Here is a 21,149-nt window from a genome sequence, read left to right as displayed (position 1 = left end):
TTTACTTAAGGTTAACACGCCAGGGGCATGCCCGGCGTTGCGTGGCGTCGGGGTTTGGAGGGGCGAGTCTCGAGGGCTCGATAGTCGAAGTGACGGTACGACCGGCGTCGCCCACCGTGCGGCGATCGCAGCCCGATTGTCGGATGACGACTGTGGGTGCCGCCGCGGCGCCCTCCCGTGAAGGATGCCGGACAAATTCGAGGTTTTGCCCGCCGTGCCGGGTGTCCTGGGCTGCTCCGGCGGCGGGCGCCGTTTTCTTGTCTGAAGTGTGTCGAGGTCGTTGGCGTCGGCGCTCCCTTGACATGCGCACAAAATCACGATACATCTGTAGTTAGATGTATTCTGAGAGCGTGATGGAGGAACTTGTGTCGGCAGAAATCAGGACTGAGGGCGACGCCGCCTACTTCGAGATGTCGGATCCGTCGTTTTCTGTGCTGTCCGAGCAAGTTCGCTCCGGTCGCGAGCAGAACTGGTACGCGCAGACCAACTACGGCATCGCGGCCCTGCGTTATGAAGAAGTCCGGAGCCTTCTGCGCGACCGGCGGATGCGTCAGGGACTGTCCACGTGGCCGTTGGAGAATGGTGTCCCCGCTGACAGTCCCGTGGTGGACTTCTGGGCCAGCGGCTTTGTTGCCAAATCCGGTGAGGCGCACGCACGACTGCGCCGACTGGCGAATCCGATCTTCGCGCCAGCGACGATCGAGTCGCTCAAGCCGGGATTTCGTTCCCTCACCAATGAGCTGATCGACCGCATCGCCGCGCGCGGCCGCTGTGAGTTCATCGGCGACTTCTGCGAGGAGTTCTCTGCACGGATACTCCTGCAGCTGCTCGGTGTGGAGAACCACGAAATCTGGCGCGACCTCCAGCGGATGGCGGGTGACTTCGCGCTGTCGCTCGGGGTACAGGTCGCCGCGGAGCTACCGCGCGTCGAGGCAGCCCTTGCGGAGCTGTACGAATTCGCCGACAACCTGGTCGATGCCACGCGCCGCAATGCGCAGGAGACCGCCATTGCGTCGCTCGTTGCTGCGCATGACAACGGCGAACTGAGCGAGAAGGAACTGCGCATCTTCATCGTTGATCTGATCTTCGGTGGGTTGGATACGACAAAGAATCAGCTGGGAATCGCGCTGAGCGTGTTCCTGGAACACCCCGATCAATGGGATCTGCTGGCCGAGCGCCCGGAATTGGCGCCGCGGGCCACCGAGGAGGTATTGCGGATCAGGCCGACCGTACTGTGGATCACCCGGCACGTGACCGAGGACATGGTCATCGGTGGCCTCGAAGTCCCCGAAGGCACCACGGTCCATCTCATGACCCAGCCGGCGAACACCGACCCGCGCGTCGGTGCCGATGGCCCCTTCGATATCTCCGCGGAGAATCCGCAGCATCTGACCTTCGGTGCGGGGCCGCACCATTGTGTGGGCCACCTTCTCGCCAGGACGGATATCGGTGCGGCGCTCCCAGTCTTGGCGCAACGTTTGCGAAACCTGCGTGCCGATGGCCCGGCAATCTTCCGGCCGTGGAGCGGTGTCGGAGGGCCGATCGAACTGCCGATCGCATTCGATGCCGCGCCCGCGGCCTGATGGCATGTCGGCTGCAAAAAGCGACTAGGAGAGGAAAGACATAGCAGTGACTACCACGATTTCCAAACTCAACGAATTGGTCCCGGCGGGCCAATTGATCGGCGGCAAATGGCTAGACGGTCAGGGAACCGCTCAGGTTGCCTACGATCCCGCCACCGGTGAAAAAGTCGGCGAGCTCGGCGCAGCCGAGGCCTCGGTCATCGACGCGGCTGTTGATGCCGCCAGTGAAGCATTCAAGGATTGGAAGAAGCGCACTGCGATCGAGCGGTCGGGGCTGTTATTGAAGTTCGCGGACCTGCTGGAGAGTCGCAAGGACGACTTTGTTCAGATCGAGTCGCTCAACAATGGCAAACCCCTCAGCGAAGTCCCCTTCGAGATCGAGGAGGCCGTCGACGACCTGCGATTCTATGCGGGAGCCGCGCGGTGTGCGGAAGGCTCATACGGTGAGCACCGGGGTGGCGCGGCGACCATCGTACGGCGTGAGCCTATCGGTGTCGTGGGGTTGTTTCCGGCCTGGAACTTCCCGCTGATGAATGGCGCGAACAAGCTCGGTGCCGCGCTCGCTGCCGGCAACTGCGTGGTGCTCAAGCCTTCGGAGATGACTCCGTTCACCACACTCATGCTCGGCGCGCTCGCCCAGGAGATCTTCCCTCCAGGCGTGGTCAACGTGGTGACCGGTGACGGCCCGGAGACCGGCGGCCTCCTGATGGAGCATCCTGCGGTGCGGCTCCTGTCGTTGACCGGTGGCATCGCGACCGGCAAGGTGCTTGCTCGCAAGGCCTCCGACAGCCTCAAGCGCATGGTGCTGGAACTCGGCGGCAATTCCCCAGTGGTGGTCTTCGAGGATGCGGACCTGGATCGATTCGTCGACCGTGCCGTCCGTGCCGCGGTCAAGAATGCGGGACAGGTGTGCTTGTCGTCGACGCGTGTGCTCGTTGCTGATCGTATCTACGATGAGCTCGCCTCGCGCGTTGCGGCCGCGATCGGTGCGGTGCGCGTGGGTGATCCGCGTGACCCGGCAACCGGCATGGGGCCGCTCATCTCTCAGCGCCACCGAGACCGCGTCCTCGGAATGCTCGACCGCGCCTCGCACGCCACTGTCCTGCAAGGTGGCAAGGCGTATGGTGACAAGGGATTCTTCGTACAGCCGACCGTCCTAGCGGATGTGAATCAGAACGATGAGATCGTCAGGGACGAGATTTTCGGCCCGGTGATGACGCTGCAGCGATTCTCGGACGAAGAGCAGGTGACGGCCTGGGCGAACGACGTCGAATATGGTCTCGGGGCGTCGGTATGGACCGCGGATGCGTCACGAGCTATGCGCATGGCCCGCAACTTGGAATTCGGCACAGTCTGGGTAAACGAGCATCTCGCTACGACCATCGACACCCCGAATGGTGGATTCAAACAGTCGGGTTACGGTAAAGAGGGTTCGGGTCGCGCACTGGACGAGTTCTCGCAGTTCAAGCGGATCTGGTCGTACTATGACTGAGGCCATCGACAAGGAAGTCACCGATGTGATCGGATTCGGCGAACTGCCGAACCTGCGGCAGCTTTACGACGATTTCGGCCGCGTTGCGGAGATCTCGGCAATGCACCGTGATCTGGAAGCCCGTGGGATCAAGCACATCCACTTCGAATATGTCACCCTGCAAGGGCGAGTCCTGAGCAAGGTGATTCCGACGCACTTGTGGCCCGAAGCCGCCCACAAGGGCCTTCGGCTCGGCTACAACGTTGCTGGCGGATTTGCTTCCGGACTGAATGGACAGGTCTTCGGCGAAGGTGGCGAGACCGGCGTCGAAGGGGTGATGGTCCCGGACCTGAGCACTCTGGCCGTCCTCCCATGGGATCCGGAGTTCGCGCGAGTGCGCTGCTGGCACTACCGGCTTCTCGAGGATGCCGATCGCGCTGGTGAGCCGGTGCTGACCGACACAAGGCATTTGCTTGCCTTGGCGCTCAGTCGACTGGAGAGGCAAACGGGGATCAAAGCGGTCAGCGGTTGTGAACCGGAGATGAGCTGGTTTCGGGATATCAAAGAGTTGGGTTCGCGCTCGGCGTTGCTTCCCGAGAATGTGAATCCGGCCTATCATTTCGGCCATACCGAGGATATGCGGCCGGTGCTCAAGAAGGTGACCGAATACGCCACCGCGATGGGCCTGGAGATGATTCAGGCCGCCTATGAGGATTTCGGCCAATTGGAGTGCAACTTTCAGCATGACGATTTCCTTCTGACGGCAGATCGGCTTGTAACATACCGGCAGATCTGTGTGCAAGTCGCTCGTGAACTCGGGTATATCGCGACGTTTATGCCGAAGCCGGCTGCCGGGATCCTGGGCAACGGTTGTCATCACAACGTCAGTTTCTGGCGGGACGGGCAGAACATCCTCATCGACCCCGCAGTGTCGGGTCGTGAGAACTTGACTCCCGAAGGCCTCGCCGCGGTGGGCGGGCTCCTCACACATGCGCCTGCGCTGATGGCTTTGTTCGCACCAACGGTGAACTCATACAAACGCTACGCCAACGCGGCGTGGTCGCCTGATACCGCGAACTGGGGCTACGACAATCGGCGGTGCGCTATCCGAGTATTGCCGGGCCGACTTGAGGTCCGTCTGCCCGACGCTGTGGCGAATCCGTATTTGTCACATCTGGGCCTGCTTCAGGCGGTAGTGACCGGCTGGGCAACCAAGGCTGATCCGGGTCCGCCGCAGACAGGTCTGCAGCCTGTATCGGACGCGGAGCGTCCGGTGTTCGGAGCGCTGCCGCGCACGCTCGGTGATGCACTGTCAGTGTTCCAGGCCGATGAGGTCATCAGTGGCGCCCTTCCCCAGGAACTGCGGCAGGTTTTCGTCGATTGCAAGACCGACGAATGGAATCGCTACTGTGCGGCGATCACCGACTGGGATCTCGCGAACTATCTGAATTATCTGCCCTGAGCTAGTTCCTCGGCCATCCGGGGACGGCGAGGCCGCGCATGTTTACTTCGTGCTCAGCCTCGCCGGGGCCGGAGGATTTCGCCCCTGCCTATCCGGCGGAGACGGCTCGTTTTCATGATTTGAGGAAAGACATGACTGAACCAGTTCCTTCAACCGAGCTCATCGAGCCCGGCGTACTCCTGCTCGCCTCCGGAGGACATTCGAGCCCTCCGACTCACGCCATCGAGGCCGATGGCCGGCATGTCGGTTTGGAGCCGATGATCGCGGAGGCGATCGCTGAATCGCTCGGTTTGACGCTGAAGTGGCAGGCTATGCCTTGGAAGGACCTGTATCCAACGGTCAATGCGGGCAAGGTCGATGCGGTGTTCTACCATCAGGCGGTTCTGCCCGAGCGTCGTTCGGTGGTGGATTTCACGCGCCCGTACGGCTTGTTCAACGAAGCCCTGCTCGTGTGCGACGACAGTGCCGTCCGCCATCCCGAAGATCTGCGCGGGAAGCGCGTGGGGGCGTTGATGAACACGACGAACATGAAGCTCGCACTTGCTCTCGACGGTGTCGAGGTCGTCGAGTACCTCACCTTCGATAAGATGCTGGATGACCTGCGCGACGGGGCGATCGCCTCGCTCGTGGACGATGAGATCTTCCTGGACGCGTATGCAACGCGCGGTTTCCGTACGGCGTTCGCCGTTGCTACCGAGAACCAATACGCCATCGCGGTCAAGAAGGGGTCCCCGCTGCGCGAGCGATTCGATGGTGCGATCGCGGACCTCATCGCGTCGGGGCGTCTCGAAGCAATCTGGAAGGAAAATATTCCGGGATATACCTTCACAACACCCGAGCCGCATCCCGACCGGGGAGTTCCCGAGATCGCGCAGATTGTGCGGGCGACTTTTCCGCCGAAATGACACGGCCGGCTCCGAGCGGCTCGGCCATCGTGAAGAACGTTGAGACGGGAATCGAAGAGATTTCCGAGCCGCCCGTGCTCGTGGTTTTGCACAGCTCCTCAGGCAGTGGGCTCGGCGCATTCGGACCTATCCTGCAGAAGTCCGGTCTCTGCTACGAGACAGTTGTGTACGCCGACGGGGACTTGCCCCGGCGTCCGATCGACGAATACGCCGGCGCAATCGTGATGGGAGGTCGGCCACAGGTCGACCAGGAGGCCCGCTATCCGTGGCTTCGTCAGGAGAAGCGGGACATCGAGCGGGCGCTGAACAAGCGCCTGCCACTGCTCGGGGTCTGTCTCGGCGGTCAGCTGATAGCCGAGGCGTGCGGAGCACACGTCGGGCCTGCACGGGTGGCGACTGCAGGCTGGGGCGAGGTGAGATTCGGCGCGGCCGCGGCGGATGACCCGCTGTTCGGGGGAACGGGCGGCGCGGTCGACACGGTGCTGGTACACAGCTACGCCTTCGAGCTTCCGCCGGGCGCGAGTGCTCTGGCGTGGAACGAGGTGTCGTTGCAAGCTTTCCGCCTCGATGATGCCCCCGTTTGGGGGACGCAATTCCATCCGGAGGTTTCGGCTGAACTCATGGTGACGTGGCTCGACCGATTGCTGGCCCGTGGCGAACTCACTTCTGAGCAATATGCCGCCGAACTCGCGAAGCATCCGCGTGTTCGAGAGCGCCAGGCCCGTCTCGGAGCGCAAATCTGCGGCCGATTTCTGGATATCGTGGGGAAGGCCTGACGGTTCTGTTCTGATGACCGTCGACGACAAGAAGCGTTTCCTGTCGGCTCCAGAGGCAGAAGGAGATTGGTGCGACCGTGGGAGCGGTAGGGATTGGCCTGCTGGCAAGCTGCTCGTCTGTAATGGTTGGGCGCAGGTGGAAGGGAGTTCGGGTGAGCGCGAAGCGGCCGGGGGCGGGGGAGCAGGCAGTCAGCCGAGTGACGGAAGCGATCAGAGGGATGATCCTCGACGGCGAGCTATTGCCCGGTCAGCAGATCAGGCAGGAACAGATGGCAACCCGGCTGGGGGTGAGCCGCTTACCCGTCCGTGAAGGGCTTCGCCAACTGATGGCCGACGGGCTGGTATCGCATGAACACAATGTGGGCTTCGCCGTGACTCGTCTCAGCCAGAGCGAATTCAGTCAGATCTATCTGATGCGGCGGCTCCTGGAGTCGGAGGTGTTGGCGTCGGCGGTTCCGGCGGACGATTCACTGCTCGCGTATCTGGAGGAGTTGAACGACAACATCGAAGTGGCTGGTGAGGCGCTGGACTTGGGTACCGCGCGAGCGTTGAACAGGGATTTTCATTTTGCGATATTTCGACTGAGTCCTTTGACCCTGGTGGTCGCCGAGATCGAGCGAATCTGGGCGTGGGCCATGCCCTATCACGCGGTTTCACTCCAGGACGCCGCGGCGCGGGCACGCATCGTCGCAGAACACCGGGCGATGATCGTGGCGTTGCGTGAAGGCCGAAACGAAGTGCTCCTGTCCTTGATGGATGAGCACAGGCAGGGCTCGGAGGAGCAATTGGGGCTGTTGCTGCGCGTAGACGCAGGCAGGCACGCCGTCTGAGCCAAGGCTTCCGCCGTCTACTCGAGCCTATGTCCTACTGAATTGTATCCGATATTGGATATGAAATCTGGGCTGCTGCAGCGGCGGTCTCGAGGGTTGACAGGCCCGCCTCTACTTCGTGTAACATCTAATACTATATTAATTTATAATTTCTGGCCCGACGGTGGGCATGTGGCTGCGGGGCCGAAAACCTGTCCGGACATGCTGGAGGGCAACGAGGAGAGTGGACATGAAGGTGGTCGTCGATCGTGGTGTCTGCCAATCTCACGGGCAGTGCGAGATTATGGCGCCAGGGGTCTTCAGGCTTGGGGAGGACGCCAAGCCTGAGGATGTCGGCGAGTTCGAGGAAACTTACCGCGAAGATGTGGTGGCTGCGGTCGATGCCTGTCCAGCGCGGGCAATTCGGCTGGCGGATGACATCACAACTACGCCCAGGCCCCGGAGATGATGAGATGAGAGGGCCTATGAGTGAACACCGCTCCACGGCGCAGCTCGAGCAGTTGGCGAGTGCTCATCTGTGGATGAATATGACTCGCCAGGGGACCGGTGGCAAAAACAAGTTCATGATTGTGGAGCGTGGCGAGGGATGTCATGTCTGGACCACGGATGGTCGGCGAATGCTCGACGGGCTCTCATCGCTCTTTTGCGTGAATATAGGACATGGCCGGACGGATCTCGTCGAGGAGGGGCTCGCGCATGTCCGCCAACTCGGCTATTTTCCGAACTGGTCGGCGGCGCATCCGAACGCGATTGAACTCGCGGCACGGATTGCGTCGCTCGCGCCCCCGAATATGAACCGCACTTTCTTCACGAGTGGTGGCAGCGAGTCGGTCGACTCCGCGATCAAGCTTGCCCGGCAATATCACAAGCTCACCGGTAATCCGGGCAAATACAAGATTATTGCACGGCACAATGCCTACCACGGCACGACTCTGGGGGCATTGGCCGCCACGGGCATCTCACAGTTCAAAGAGCCTTTCGAACCGGTCATGCCCGGTGGCTGCCATGTGCCGAATGTCCGTCAGTTGGAGGCAACGGGTCGGGCTCCGGCCACTTTCGCTGATGTATTCGCCGAACGGATAGAGGCCGAGGGGCCGGACAGCGTCGCGGCAGTGATCCTGGAACCGGTGCAGTCGGCAGGGGGTGGGTTGACCCCGCCGGACGGCTACTACAGCCGGCTGCGAGAGATCTGCGACCGGTACAGCGTCCTCCTGATCTCCGACGAAACGGTCTGCGCCTGGGGCCGCCTCGGAACATGGTTGGGAGCACAAGCCTACGATTTCCAACCCGACATCATCACCACCGCAAAGGGATTGACCAGTGGTTATGCCCCGATGGGGGCGGTGATCGCCGCCGATCACATCGCGGATCCGTTCATGCGGGAAGCGAATATCTTTACGCACGGCTTTACCTTTGGCGGGCATCCACTGTCGTGCGCGGTAGCGATGGCCAATCTCAACGCACTCGAGAACGAACGCGTCATCGAGCACGTTCAGCAGACCGCGCCCTCGTTCCGCGCTGCTTTGGAGGGCCTACGGGATCTGCCGACGGTGGTCGCGATTCGGGGCGAAGGGTACTTCTATTCGATCGAACTCGGCCACCCAGCGCGACGATCACTGTCCCTGGCCGAGGCGACATCGGTGGTGGCCACGCTGGGACCGGCGATCGCTGGCCGAGGACTGTTCTGTCGCGTCGACAACCGGGCGGGCTATCCGTGCATCGTCCTGGCGCCACCGCTGATCGCGGGCCCCGAGGAGATCTCGACGATCGCTGTGATTCTGCGTGATGCGCTGGAGGAGCTGGAGTTTCCGATGTGATCTCGCCCGACCGGCTGGCCTGGACGCCTTCGGCTGGAAGGTGGGCGGGCCGGTTTCCTGAGACAGCACCGTGGGCGTCGTTGAGGCCCGTCAGACTCAATTGGTTCACTGGGAGTGCGTGAAATTGGAGTTCAATATTTGTGGACACGATGCGTCAGCGGAGAACACCGCCTGCGCACTCGCTGACTTGCGGGCGGAGGTCCGCGCGTTTGTTCATCAAGCGAAAATTCACGGCGAATTCGTAGCAATGCCGAACTCGCACACGGCTGTGTCGGGGGAGATGAGCAGGCGGCTCGCGGATCGTGGTTGGGCGGGAACGGCGATACCGGCGGAGTTCGGTGGTCGCCCTCGTTCCGTACAGGAGCAATGGGTGATCGCCGAGGAACTGCTCGCTGGCGGCGTTCCGCTCGGCGGTCATTGGATCTGCGATCGGCAGGTCGGCCGCAACTTCCTCACCTTCGCGAGCAGGTCGCTGCAGGAGCGATTTCTGCCGGCGATGGCACGGGGAGAACTCACCTTCGCGCTCGGGATGAGCGAGCCGGGCAGCGGTTCCGACCTGGCGTCCATTCGCACCCGCGCCTCGCGGGCCGAGGGAGGCTGGCGAATCTCCGGTCAGAAGGTGTGGACCACACGCGCCCACCAGGCGGATTATTCGCTGGTGCTATGCCGTACCGATCCCGCTGCGGACAAAGGCGAGGCACTGAGCCAATTCGTGGTCGACCTCGGGTCACCCGGGGTGGAAATTCGCCGCATTCCATCCAGTGACGGGATGGATGAATATTGCGAGGTGTTCTTCGACGATGTGCTCGTGCCAGACGAGAACCTCGTCGGTGAAGCGGGATCAGGCTGGAAGCAGATCACTGCCGAGCTGAGCTACGAACGTGCCTGGCCCGACCGCTATCTCTCTACTCTCAGCGTCGTGGAGGCATTCCGGGAAAGCCTCGTTGATGATCCGGACACTGCAGCTACGGGTGCGCTGGGATCACTGATCACGAGATTGGCCTCGATCCGCGGTCTGTCATGGAACGCGGTTGAACTTGCCGCCGCCGGAAGCAGCGCGTCATCGACGGCAGCGCTGGCGAAGGACGCAGGCACGACATACGAGCAGTCATTGCTCGAACGGATACGTGGCGCTGACCATGCGGGGCGTCGGCATCGTCCCGGAGCGCTGCGGGATACCTTGCGGCGTGGCTTCGCGGTGTCGCCCATGATCACCGTTCGAGGTGGAACCAGCGAGATCCTGCGCAGCGTAATCGGCAAGCAACTGCGGGCGCCGGTCTTCCGGCCGGACGAGACATTGCTCGGCCCCGCGGTCGAGGAGTTGCTGAAGGCAAATGTCACGCTCGATTCGCTGCGTCACTGGGACAAGCAGACATGGGCGGCTGATCTCTGGGTTCACTTAGCGGAACTGGGATTCGTGGAAGGCATCGCGGACCCGGAGCTGTCCACGATCGATGTGTGCGAAGTCCTGCGCCTAATCGGCTACCACGCGGCACCGGTTCCGCTTGCCGAGTCGGCTTTCCTCGCCCCGAGTCTGCTCGGTCATGCCGGGCTCGAGGTCCCCGATGGCATTCTGACAGTTGCGCCGGTACGTGCCGGGGAGCACCTGCGAGTGCGGGCGGACGGAACATTGAGCGGCGTCGCCGCCGGGGTTCCATACGCATCCGCGTCCGAACATCTGGTGGTGTTGGCACATGATGCCGCGGGCATGTCGGTCGGCATCGTGCCGACGTCGGCGTGCACGATCGCCAAGGCTGATCCCATCTGGTCGGTTTGGGGCGAGGATGTGGACCTGACGGGCGCGACATTCACTTCCCGGGCGACCGTGGATGCCAATACGGCGCAGACCCTGTGGTGCTCGGGTGCGCTCGCGCGGGCGGTACAGATGGTCGGGGCAATGGAGCGGGCGGTCGATCTCGCGGTCGAGTATTCCGGCGAACGGGAGCAGTTCGGTCGTGCGATCCGCAGTTTCCAGGCCGTACGTGATCATTTGACCGTTGCCGCGCGAGAGGTCGCTCTTGCCCGCGCGGCAGTTCGGCTTGCTATTGCTGCGGTGAACCGTGCCGGAGGTGTGGGAAATGCTTCTGCGGCGACGGCGGCCGTGGCGATGGCTAAAGGCATGGCCAGCGAAGCAAGCTTGGAGGTGAGCCGACGCACCCATCAGGTGCACGGCGCGATCGGCACCACACGCGAGTATCCGCTGCATTTCGTAACTGCCCAGTTGGCGGCGTGGCGAGACCAGTTCGGAGACGAGAACCAATGGTATGAGCTGATCGGGTCGCAGGCTCTGGCGGACGATTCGGTGTGGAGCTATGTTACTGAGTTCGAGGTCGCCAGCTGACTTGCGCTTCTAGCGCACGGCAATGCTGGAGTTGCTCGGCCAGCTGGGTGGGCAAAGGTGTTCCATTGACCACCCTTCATACATTATATTCTACTTTTATAGGTATTCTTTCGGGTTCGATGTCGGGGCCCGGCGAAACATGCAGGAGGTAGCGGTGCAGGCAACGTCAGATGCGAGCGGGTCGACGGCCCTGGAAGAGGGACGGGCGTGGTGGTTCTTCGATGCGCTGGAAGTGACGCACGCGTCCTTCGCGGAAACGGGCGGACATCTGGCGTTCGGCGAAAGTCTGTCGCCAGATGGAAGTATGCCGCCGCTGCATGTTCATCCTGAGCAGGATGAGGGCTTCTATGTCCTCGAAGGCGGGATGCGGTTGTACGTGGGCCGCGACGTGATCGACCTCGGACCTGGCCAGTTCGCGTTGGCTCCACGCGCAATCCCGCACACATTCCGGGTTTCTTCGCCGGACGGGCGGCCGAGCCGAATTCTCGGGTGGATCACGGGGCCGTTCGATGAGTTTGTTCATGACGTGGGCAAGCCAGCCGAGGGCCTGCGACTCCCGACGGAGGACGAGCAGCCGTCGCCGGATCTGGACGCAGTCACGGAAGCTGCCGCGAAGCGCGGGATCATTATTTTGGGCCCTCCCGGGATGCTGCCGACCGACCTTCCCGAATACCAATAGCAACGCTCGTGCGCGAACATCACGAAGGAATGGCTCATGTCGGCTGTCACTGTCATCGGAACCGGCTTGATGGGATCTGCGCTGGCGCGGACGCTGGCTAACGCAGACCATCAGGTTGTCGCGTGGAATCGGGATATCGCCAAAGCTCGAGCTCTAACCGGTGTCGCTGTCGAAGCCGATCTCGGTAAGGCGATAGCTGCCGGGCAGCTGATTGTTCTGGCTGTGTCGGACTATTCAGTCGTCCATTCGTTGCTTACGCCATTGGTGGGCGTTTTGAAAGGCCGCGACGTCGTCAATCTGGTTTCTGGTTCACCAGAGGAAGCTAGAACCCTGAGCGAATTCATTTCAGCGGCGGGCGCGAGGTACGTCGACGGCGCGATCGAGGCGTATCCCGAAGCTATCGGCAGCGTGGAGGCTATCATCAACCTCTCGGGTGATCCCCAGGTTTGGGCCGAGTACAACGCTCTGCTTCGCAGTCTCGCTGGACAATGCTCCTATCTCGGCCATGAACCGCAACTTGCGAACGTTTTCGCGGTATCCGCCGGCGGGTACTTTATAGTGGCGGTCGCTGCCTTTATGGAGGCCTTTGCATTCGCGCGATCACGCGGAATCGAGTTCGATGCCGTCGAGGCCACAATCGACTATTGGACAGCGCTTCTAGGTCAGACTCTGCATCAGTCCGTCGATGCTATTCGCAAAGGTGACTATTCTACCGACCAGGCAACGCTTGCGGTCTATCTCGACGGTGCTCGGACGTGCCAGGAATCCATGCATGCCGTCAATCACCGCGGAACAATTATTGGTGCTGCAGTGCAGGCCTTGGAGCGCGCCTCGGCCGCTGGCCACCATGATGAGAGCGTCTTCGCGATGTTCAAGGCGGCAGAAATGGAGTCGGCAATCGGTGGTCGGTGAACGTCAGCTCGCCGGAGCACCGTTGGAATACGGCAGACCAGACGTGATCGGCCAGGCTCCTCCGAGGGCTGAGAATAGGGCCTCGGACTCCAAACGAGGATGCCTTGCGGCACAGACACTTCGGGACCTGATGTCGGATTCCGAAGGAGCCGGTGGGGCCGTGCCGGGCGGCGCGGATGGAAGGTCGGTATCCTGAAGCTCCTCTCTGAGCAGAAGCATTGATACCGATATGGCCCCCAGGGGGATCCGCTCGTGGAGCTGCGGACCAGATCCGGCCGAGTACGGACCGCGCCCGCGGCTACGGTCGTGTGGTCACCGGTCTCCGAAACCAGGGGCAAGTTCGGGCGCAGTGAACAGGGACTCGGCGATCGGCGTCAGTCCGTCGTGTCGCCGCGTCGATAAACGAGTCAGTTGCCCGGCTGTGCCCAATAGGGTGTGGCACCATCGCCGGGGCCCACAGCGTCCGAGAATTCGTCAAGATCGGCCGGAAACCGGGCTCGTCCAGCCGGATCCACGCGCCGATCCGCACCACTCGAGGTCCGCGCGCGGCCATGTGTCCCACGACTAAGAGGTCGCGCAGATAGGCGCTGTGCTGTGACCGTATTGGCAAGGCAGGCACGGGCTTTGATGATCATGGAGCTGTCTACGCGTCGTGATCGTCAGGAGTGCCTGTGCCTGCTCTGCCATCATGGCTGACCAGCCCGTTGTGGGACCAGTTTGCCGCGCTGCTGCCCGACCGTCCCAAGTTCGATCCGACCCATCCGCTGAGTTGTCATTGCCGTCGCATCCCGGATCGGATCGTATTCGACAAATTGCTGCAGGTGCTGTGGTTCGGCTGCTCCTACCAGGGCATCGCCGACACCACCTGCTCAGCCATCACGATCCGCAACCGCCGCGACGAATGGATCGAACTGGGTATCTTCGCCCAGCTGAAGACGATCGCCTTGGACGCCTACAACCGCATCGTGGGGCTGCTGCTCGAAGACATCGCAGTGGATGGTTGCATCACCAAGGCCCCGGCGGGGGCGAGTGCGCAGGCCCGTCCCCGGTTGATCGCCGCAAACAGGGTATGAAACGGTCTCTGATCGTCGAGGGCTATGGCATCCCCTTAGGTCGTGTACTGTCCGGCGCCAACCGGCACGACTCGCCACTGCTGGCCCCACCTTGGACACCCTCGACGATCTGGGTCCCCTGCCCGTCGAGGTCACTGTGCATCTGGACTCCGGCTACGACTCGGGCAAGACCCGTACCGAACTCGTCGAGCGCGGTCTGCACGGGCAGATCGCCCACAAGGGCGAGAAAGCACCCATCCAAGCCAGCCGACGCTGGCATGTTGAGCGCACGAACTCCTGGCACAACGCGTTCAACGCCTCCAACGATGCTACGAGCGGCGCGAGATCGTCATCAACGCCTTCTTCGATCTCGCCGACGCAATCATCACCGTGCGCAGCCTGATCCGCAAAGCGTGGACCCTCTACCGCTGGGACACCCGTCCACCCCGATGTCCGTGATCACCTCTCCAATCCGCGGGTTTCTGAAGTCAGAAGTCGCGGTCCGCATCGAACCAGGTCAGTGCCACGTCTTCAGCGATCTTTGCGCGGGCTGCCAGCAGGACGACTGCCTCGGCCACGTCCTCGCGTTCGATCGTCTCGATGCCAGGCAGGTCGTTGATCGCGCGGATGAATGCGCGGATACCCGTCTCGGGGTCGTCGGCGGCCTCAGCGGCGCGAAACGCCTTGGTCGCGCGTCGGGCGGTCGCGGTCGGCCATCCGCTGAACGGCAGACCGTAGTCCCGCTCAAACCACTCAGCGGTTCGGAGCCGGGTCACTGACGCGTGCGGCAAGCGGACGCCCTTGAGCTGCTGCCGCAGGTCCCCACCAGCCTCCTGGGCGATGTTTGAAGCGTCGAAGTCGTGTAGGCCCGGCCATGTGAGCAATCGGGGCAGGCCGGTCAGGTCAGGGCAGTCGCCCAGCTGCAGCCGCTGCACGTGGGACAGTTCGGCGAGTGCGTCGAGGTTGGTGAGTTGACCCGATAGCCGTACCTCGGTCAGGTGCGGGAACTGCAGCAGGCTCGCGCAGTCGAAGGCCTGTCGCAGCGGTTTGGCGCCAACGTAGATCGAGGTGGCCTCGGCTAGGGACGGCAGCGGCGGCAGCTTCAACGGCTCGGCGTCACGGGATGCGCGGGTGGCGGGGTAGAAATACAGATCTGGGCATGCGCCGACGGCTGTCCATTCTGCATGCAGCAACGCCAGCTCACCGCACGCGGTGAAGGCAACGGTCGTCGACGGTAGCGCGATGGCCAGTAACGCGTCTCGCAGATTGACGGTGAGACGCCAGATGTCGGCCGCGCTGGCGTCGACGGTCATCGGGACCGTCGGTGTCCACGCGAACTGCTCGATCGCACGCTGGCGAGACCAGGCGAGGAAACCGAGATCGCTGCCGCGGTAGCCCAGGACCCGCGGCCATGGGTAACCAGCGGGCACAGTGAACCCATCAAAAGTAGACCAGTCGAGCACATCGTCGGGACCGACGACCACGTCCGGCTTGGATTCGCCGGGCACGACCGGCCCGATGCTGAGGCTGCCCTGCCCGGCCGGGACTTCGACGGTGTGGCTCCCAGGCCCGGTCAGCGACAGCACAAGGGTTTCAGCATTCGGCATCCCACCATGATGAGCCACTACACATCGTCAGGAAGCATCTGGTCGAAGACGATCCGATCGGCTATCCGGCGGCGGTGACACCGGATGCGCCCCGTTATAAAGACCGGCCGGTCGGGCAGCAGCGCGGCGAACTGGTCCCACAACGGTTCGATCAGCCAAGACCCGCGCCCATCACATCAGCGCCACCACACCGTGACCTATCCGTGCGACCTCTAAGTCCGGCGCGCCTAGGAACGCGTGGTCGGTATGTATGTGCTTGCGGATGCTGTCGTTCGCAAGAACACCGGTGAAGGCAGGTATTCGGTATCATCACCAACGCGATCAATGGAGTCAGGACCGGTCCTCGGCGTGGCCGTACTCCAGCCTCCCCGTCAGCATGCGCTGCAGTTCGTCGGCGACCTGATCACTGGTGGCGGCAACCCAGCCGACGGTCCAGTCGTGCATAAGACCATTGACCGATCCCACGAACGCCGCGGCGGTGAGCCGAGGATCGAATGGCGCACTGCTGCCACGGCGGAGTGCTTCCTCGTACAGTTCGACCATTAGCTCGATCCAGCGCGATCGCCGCTCGAGGCGTTGCTGGTTGAGCCGTTCGCTCACACCGACGATTTCGACGAACAAGATGCGGGTATGACGTCGGTCGGCAGTGGCAGCGCCGATGTAGATGTGAACCATCCGGGCTACGCGTTCGCGGATGGGCAGGTCTTCTACGCGCCCGATCTCGTCTATGAAGCGCTGTTCGACCAGGTCGTTGACATACAAATGTAGATCGGCCAGCAGGTCCTCGAGGGTGTTGTACTCCTCGTAGAACTGCCGGGTGGACAATCCCGCGCGCTTGCACACATCCACCAAACGACTGTTGCGATACCCCGGCCCCGCGCCGAACAGGTCCAGCCCGGCCTCGCGCAGACGCACGCGACGCTCGGCGTGTCGCTCCGATGCCGGTCGGCCACCGTAACGGCCTGTCGCAGAAGCGATCCTGGCCACGTCTTCCCCTTTCTGCGGGCCCAGCGGTACCAGCACTCAGGGGTTGTGGTCCACGACACGATTGACTAGTCTGCAGTCAATCAAGTCTGAATAAATAAATATTCAAACTTGGGTCGCGACGCCCACAAGGCTCTGCACTAGCGCCCGGCCGGGCCCTGTTGTTCATCGTTGCGGATGCTGTGGTCACCCTTGCCGGGGCGGCCACAGCGTTGCGGGGCGCGGCTCCTACCCCAGCCCCACAGCCGCAGTACTTTCCTGGAGGAATTCTATGCGCGTTTCAGCAGCGACTCGTCAACGCAGACGAGTGCGGCGCAGCGCGGCAGTGGCCATGGCGGCGATCCTGATGGCTGGCGTGTTTACCAACGAGATCGGTTCGGCCGCCGGCGAACCCGGTTTGCGGCAGGTAATGCTTGTCGGCAACAACTGGGAAGGGGTCGCCGACATCATCAAGTCCACCGGAGACTTCGCCAAGATCGGCCGCATCAATCTCATCCCCGACAAGGACAAACGGCTAGCCGAGATCTACCTCAACCCGGTCAAACTCGCGTACTTCCTCGGCATCCGAGAGACGGTCGGCGAGGGGCACGACCAGTACATCGACGACATGTACACCACGCCCGACGGTTCGGCTATCGTCGTCTCGCGACCCAGCTTCGCCGACGTCGTGTCCGTCGACAGTGCTACCGGCAGAATGAAATGGCGATTCCCAGTCTCGGGCAACCGATCCGATCACATGGCGGTATCGCCGGACGGCACCCGGGTCGCCGTCTCCGCATCGACCAGCAACACCGTCCACGTGCTCGACATCAACACCGGTAAGGAACTAGGCAAATTCTCCACTGGAGACAAGCCACACGAGAACGTCTTCACCGCCGATGGCAAGATCTGGAACATGGCGATCGGGGATGTGAACACCGACCTCGATGATCCGGAACTGGACTTCACTAAGGGCGACCGTAAGATCACCATCGCGGACGCCAACACCTTCAAGGTGGTGAGGACGATCGACATGCGCGACCGGCTGGATGCGTTCGGCCGATCCGATCTCTCGGACGCCGTGCGTCCGGTGGCCTTCACTCCCGACCAAACGAAGCTGTATTTCCAAGTGTCGTTCTTCAACGGCTTCGTCGAATACGACGTGGCCTCCGACAAGATCCTGCGGATCAAAGAGCTGCCGAAGAACCCGAAGACCAGCACCGACCGGAAGGACTGGGTCAACGACTCGCGCCATCACGGGCTTTCGATGGACCCGTCGGGCGCCAAGTTGTGCGTCGCTGGAACGATGGACGACTACGCCACTATTGTCGACCGAGCGACCCTGCAAGAGGGACCGCTGGTAACCGCGGCCAAGCCTTACTGGGCAACGGTCAGCGGTGACGGGAAAGCATGCGTGATCTCCGAAAGCGCCGCCGATCAAGTGACCGCGATCGACTTTGCCACCGGAAACAAAATCACCTCGATCCCAGTAGGTGACCATCCGCAACGAATTCGCGTCGGGAACCTGCTGACGGGATGGCAATCGCCCGCTGCATGAGTTCACGGAGGGGTGGGGCACAGTGAACTGGTCCCCGATTGTTGGACTGGCCAAGTAGGAGTCCAGGTGGCGAGGGCCCGGGTCCGGTATTGCACCGGACTCGGGTCTTCGAGCTTTGTGGAGATGTGTTCGGTCAGTACCAATGGACGTACTTGTGCAACACGGTAGCGAGCGCGTCGATGCTGAGGTATTGGACGTAGTGGAAGAACTCTTCTTTGAGGTGGCCGAAGAAAGTTCTCGATCACGGCGTTGTCGAAATCGAGATCAAGATCCTCACCGAGTAGCCACCTGCCGAACACGACAAGATCGAAACCATAGGCACGCAACGTCTTCGGCGAGTAATTGAAATCAGCCAGATAGCTCAGATACTCCTCACCCCCGCAGCCGGTGCGCCCCCTCACCCGCCAGACACCCAGCGGTCGCCCTCATGCTCGAGCCGAAGCTGCCCGGCGCCGTTCAATTCCATGCCGCGCAGGTCTACTTCCCGCTACCTTTTTCGTGGCCCTGAACAAGGGCTACGGTCGCCAGGCCCGGTATGACTTCTTTCCCCTGTTTCCCGCATGATCCGGGGGGTGTCCCTATGGTTTTTGTCAACTGGTTCCGGTGCGGGATCACTGGTCCATAGGCGGGAGTTATCGCCGTCGAGGGTGAGGCGGTGGGCGGCGGATAGTGTTGTGCCCCATGGAGTCTGAACGCGTTGAAGACATTGCCAGGCTGCCTCGTAAGCGGATGGAGGCGGGTGCGTTGTTCGTCGATGAGTTGGACCGGGTGTTGCTGGTCGAGCCGACGTATAAGGACTATTGGGAACTGCCAGGTGGTGTCGTCGAAGCAAACGAGTCGCCTCGTGCCGCGGCTGTCCGGGAAGTCGGTGAGGAACTCGGCCTGACCGTGCCGATGGGCCGGTTGCTGGTGGTGGATTGGGTTCCGCCCGGTCTCTACCCCACCGACGGGTTGATGCTGGTCTATGACGGCGGGGTGTTGAGTGTCGAGCAGACAGCGGCGATAACCCTTCAGGCGGAAGAGCTTCGCAGTTGGGCGTGGTGCAATGATGCCGAGGCCTCGAAGCGGCTGCCGGGTCTGCTGGCTCGGCGCGTGGCAGCAGCGCGCCGCGCTCGGAGCGCGGACGCGCTGGCCTATCTGGAGGACGGCTTCGCTGTCGCTTGATACCGGTTAAGCCGTGGCGGGCTCCGGGATTCGGTAGGGCTCCTTGCTCTTGAGCATGGCGTAGAGGACGTCGCAGCGGCGGCGGGCCAGGCAGATGAGCGCGGCGTTGTGTTTCTTGCCCTCATCTCGTTTCCGTGTGTAGTAGGCGCGGCTGGCGGGGTCGTGTAGAGCGGCGAACGCAGACAGGAACAAGGCTCGTTTGAGCTTGTGGTTGCCTGATCGGGCGGGGTGTTCACCGCGAATGGAGGTGCCGGAGCGGTGGGTGACCGGTGCGATTCCGGCGTAGGCGGCGAGGTGGCCGGCCGAGGCGAAGGCGGAGCCGTCACCGACTTCGAGCAGGATGCGGGCTCCGGTCCTGACGCCGACGCCGGGCATCGAGGTCAGGACCTTGGAAAGAGGGTGGTCTTCGAGCATCCTCTCGATATCGGCGGCCATGGTTCGCCGTTGCAGCAGGATGGCTTTCAGTGAATCGGCGAGCTTGGGCAGTACGACCTCGGCGGCTCTGGTGCCGGGCACTGTCACCGTCTGCGCTGGCAGCGCGGCCAAAATCTCATCGACCAGGCGCGCACCCATGCGGGGTGCGTGCTTGGTCGCGATCGCGGTGAGCTTGCGTCTTCCCGCCGCCCGGATGCCTTCGGGCCCACCGCAACGTGACAGGATCTCCAGAACCGCCGGGTGTGAAATCCGCGGCCCCAGAACACGTTCGAGGGCTGGGTGGATGCTGGTGAGCAGGCCGCGGATGCGGTTGCTGGTGCGGGTTGCCTCTCCGGCCAGGTCGTCATCGAAGCCGACGAGGACACCGAGCTCGGTGAGGGCTTCGTCTCCGGTGTCGACGCGGCGCAGCGTGTGCGGCATGGTCCGGGCCGCGTCGGCGATGATGTAGGCGTCGCGCGCGTCGGTTTTGGCTTGTCCGGGGTAGAGATCGGCGATGCGCCGCATGGACAGACCGGGCAGGTAGGCCACGTCGTGGCCGCAGGCACGGGCCACGGTCACCGGCAGGGCGCCGATGGTGTTGGGCTGATCGACCACGATCAGCAGCGGCCCACGGGCGGCGAGTTGGTCGAAAACGGTGCGTAGCCGGGTCTCGTCGTTGGGTAATGCCTTGTCGAACAACCGCTTTCCGTCAGCCGTCAGACCGACTGCATGGTGTTCGCCCTTGCCAACGTCAACTCCGCAGAACACGGCATACGCCTGTGCCACTTCGCAGTTCCTCTACGCGTCGAAACCCGGAACGGCCGCCGATCCAGCGTCAACGCCCGGCACCCACGTTATGAAGAGACTTACCCTCGGCCCTGTCCCCATCAGCGGTCCGTCGACGCCACCAGCGCCCGGCGACACCACCCCCCGGATCATGCGAAAGACAGGGGAAAGAAGTCATACCGGGCCTGGCGACCGTAGCCCTCGAGCAAGGGCTGGGAAGAAGATAACGGGGTGGTGTCGCCGGGTCCTGGTGGCGTCGATGGACCGCTGATAGGGGCAAGACCAGGAAAAGGTCTCTTCGTAACGTGGGTGCCGGACACCGACGCCAAGATCGACCAGCGGCCGTTTTGGTGCGAGGCGAAGGATCGGGTGAGTGTCCCAGGCGTACAGCGTGTTCTGTGGTGTCGATGTGGGTAAGGGCGAACACTATGCGGTCGGTCTCGACGCGACCGGGAAGCGGTTGTTCGACAAGCCGTTGCCAACGACGAGTCCCGGTTGCGGGCGGTGTTCGATAAACTCGCCGGCCCCGCCAACACGCCTGCACTCGAAACGCCGTCAGCCCCCGAACCATCTTGACCTGCCAATACTGGTCCAGTTAGCCGGATAAAGGGCAGTTGCCCTTGCGTGACATCGACTGGGTCGCACTGGCATCGGCGATCATGCTCCGCCATGACACGTGCTGGTGTTGAAAATCTTGGTCCGAGTGCACGATCGTTCTGTGCCCGTCACCGAAGAATCGGTCACGTCGGTGACCCACTTCTGGTTCGGTGCGCTAGCGGTGAAGTCGCGATCGAGCAGGTTCGTTACCGGCCTCGCCCTGATGGCAGTT

The 21,149-nt window shown here is 62.6% G+C and carries 16 protein-coding genes and 4 pseudogenes; 15 read left to right on the top strand and 5 right to left on the bottom strand.

The window, feature by feature from the left end; translation table 11 throughout:
• The first annotated feature begins 353 nt into the window (after positions 1–353).
• From ACQPZ2_RS29430 to ACQPZ2_RS29375, 12 genes and pseudogenes are all read left to right on the top strand, one after another.
• Positions 354–1,583, top strand: a complete 1,230-nt coding sequence (locus ACQPZ2_RS29430) for a cytochrome P450 (RefSeq protein ID WP_433527552.1) — start codon at positions 354–356, stop codon at positions 1,581–1,583.
• 76 nt (positions 1,584–1,659) lie between these two features.
• On the top strand, positions 1,660–3,075 hold the full coding sequence (locus ACQPZ2_RS29425) for an aldehyde dehydrogenase family protein (RefSeq protein ID WP_433521435.1): 1,416 nt from the start codon (positions 1,660–1,662) through the stop codon (positions 3,073–3,075).
• Positions 3,068–4,516 carry a glutamine synthetase family protein gene (locus ACQPZ2_RS29420; protein WP_433521434.1) on the top strand — a complete coding sequence of 483 codons (1,449 nt, stop codon included), beginning with the start codon at positions 3,068–3,070 and terminating at the stop codon, positions 4,514–4,516. Before ACQPZ2_RS29425 ends, ACQPZ2_RS29420 begins: the two co-directional genes overlap by 8 nt.
• A gap of 38 nt (positions 4,517–4,554) precedes the next feature.
• Positions 4,555–5,421 (top strand): substrate-binding periplasmic protein, encoded by an 867-nt coding sequence (locus ACQPZ2_RS29415; RefSeq protein WP_433521433.1) that lies wholly within the window; start codon positions 4,555–4,557, stop codon positions 5,419–5,421.
• A 29-nt stretch (positions 5,422–5,450) separates the two neighbouring features.
• On the top strand, positions 5,451–6,197 hold the full coding sequence (locus ACQPZ2_RS29410; RefSeq protein ID WP_433521432.1) for a type 1 glutamine amidotransferase: 747 nt from the start codon (positions 5,451–5,453) through the stop codon (positions 6,195–6,197).
• Between the two features lie 152 nt (positions 6,198–6,349).
• On the top strand, positions 6,350–7,027 hold the full coding sequence (locus ACQPZ2_RS29405) for a GntR family transcriptional regulator (protein ID WP_433521431.1): 678 nt from the start codon (positions 6,350–6,352) through the stop codon (positions 7,025–7,027).
• A gap of 169 nt (positions 7,028–7,196) precedes the next feature.
• Positions 7,197–7,475: a ferredoxin gene (locus ACQPZ2_RS29400; RefSeq protein ID WP_433527551.1), complete on the top strand. Its 279-nt coding sequence runs from the start codon at positions 7,197–7,199 to the stop codon at positions 7,473–7,475.
• A 4-nt stretch (positions 7,476–7,479) separates the two neighbouring features.
• Complete coding sequence (locus tag ACQPZ2_RS29395; protein ID WP_433521430.1) at positions 7,480–8,844, top strand: aspartate aminotransferase family protein; 1,365 nt, start codon at positions 7,480–7,482, stop codon at positions 8,842–8,844.
• Between the two features lie 70 nt (positions 8,845–8,914).
• On the top strand, positions 8,915–11,185 hold the full coding sequence (locus ACQPZ2_RS29390) for an acyl-CoA dehydrogenase family protein (protein WP_433521429.1): 2,271 nt from the start codon (positions 8,915–8,917) through the stop codon (positions 11,183–11,185).
• Positions 11,186–11,339: 154 nt separating this feature from the next.
• Complete coding sequence (locus ACQPZ2_RS29385; RefSeq protein ID WP_433521428.1) at positions 11,340–11,864, top strand: cupin domain-containing protein; 525 nt, start codon at positions 11,340–11,342, stop codon at positions 11,862–11,864.
• 36 nt (positions 11,865–11,900) lie between these two features.
• Positions 11,901–12,776 (top strand): NAD(P)-binding domain-containing protein, encoded by an 876-nt coding sequence (locus ACQPZ2_RS29380; RefSeq protein WP_433521427.1) that lies wholly within the window; start codon positions 11,901–11,903, stop codon positions 12,774–12,776.
• A 671-nt stretch (positions 12,777–13,447) separates the two neighbouring features.
• Positions 13,448–14,287 (top strand): annotated as a pseudogene (locus ACQPZ2_RS29375) (IS5 family transposase).
• 29 nt (positions 14,288–14,316) lie between these two features.
• On the opposite strand, the gene ACQPZ2_RS29370 reads toward ACQPZ2_RS29375, so the two are convergent.
• From ACQPZ2_RS29370 to ACQPZ2_RS29360, 3 genes and pseudogenes are all read right to left on the bottom strand, one after another.
• Positions 14,317–15,435 (bottom strand): hypothetical protein, encoded by a 1,119-nt coding sequence (locus ACQPZ2_RS29370; RefSeq protein WP_433521426.1) that lies wholly within the window; start codon positions 15,433–15,435, stop codon positions 14,317–14,319.
• Between the two features lie 32 nt (positions 15,436–15,467).
• Positions 15,468–15,590 (bottom strand): annotated as a pseudogene (locus tag ACQPZ2_RS29365) (IS5/IS1182 family transposase); the annotation flags it as partial.
• A gap of 175 nt (positions 15,591–15,765) precedes the next feature.
• The gene (locus ACQPZ2_RS29360; protein ID WP_433521425.1) at positions 15,766–16,422 is read right to left on the bottom strand and encodes a TetR/AcrR family transcriptional regulator; all 657 of its coding nucleotides are present in this window, start codon (positions 16,420–16,422) and stop codon (positions 15,766–15,768) included.
• 268 nt (positions 16,423–16,690) lie between these two features.
• Between ACQPZ2_RS29360 and ACQPZ2_RS29355 the strand changes: the two genes are divergently transcribed.
• On the top strand, positions 16,691–17,956 hold the full coding sequence (locus tag ACQPZ2_RS29355) for a YncE family protein (RefSeq protein ID WP_433521424.1): 1,266 nt from the start codon (positions 16,691–16,693) through the stop codon (positions 17,954–17,956).
• 133 nt (positions 17,957–18,089) lie between these two features.
• Here the strand turns inward: ACQPZ2_RS29355 and ACQPZ2_RS29350 are convergent.
• A pseudogene (locus ACQPZ2_RS29350) lies at positions 18,090–18,179 on the bottom strand (IS3 family transposase); the annotation flags it as partial.
• Positions 18,180–18,637: 458 nt separating this feature from the next.
• On the opposite strand from ACQPZ2_RS29350, the gene ACQPZ2_RS29345 reads away from it, so the two are divergent.
• On the top strand, positions 18,638–19,120 hold the full coding sequence (locus ACQPZ2_RS29345) for an NUDIX domain-containing protein (protein WP_433521423.1): 483 nt from the start codon (positions 18,638–18,640) through the stop codon (positions 19,118–19,120).
• Positions 19,121–19,126: 6 nt separating this feature from the next.
• Here the strand turns inward: ACQPZ2_RS29345 and ACQPZ2_RS29340 are convergent, their stop codons facing one another.
• Positions 19,127–20,320 (bottom strand): IS110 family transposase, encoded by a 1,194-nt coding sequence (locus ACQPZ2_RS29340; RefSeq protein WP_433521422.1) that lies wholly within the window; start codon positions 20,318–20,320, stop codon positions 19,127–19,129.
• A gap of 373 nt (positions 20,321–20,693) precedes the next feature.
• Between ACQPZ2_RS29340 and ACQPZ2_RS29335 the strand changes: the two are divergent.
• Positions 20,694–20,839, top strand: a pseudogene (locus tag ACQPZ2_RS29335) (IS110 family transposase); the annotation flags it as partial.
• Positions 20,840–21,149: the final 310 nt, after the last annotated feature.

This window comes from Nocardia pseudovaccinii (assembly GCF_050942345.1).
In the GTDB taxonomy this organism is placed as follows: Bacteria; Actinomycetota; Actinomycetes; order Mycobacteriales; family Mycobacteriaceae; genus Nocardia; species Nocardia pseudovaccinii.
This window is presented reverse-complemented; position numbering and strand designations above follow the sequence as displayed.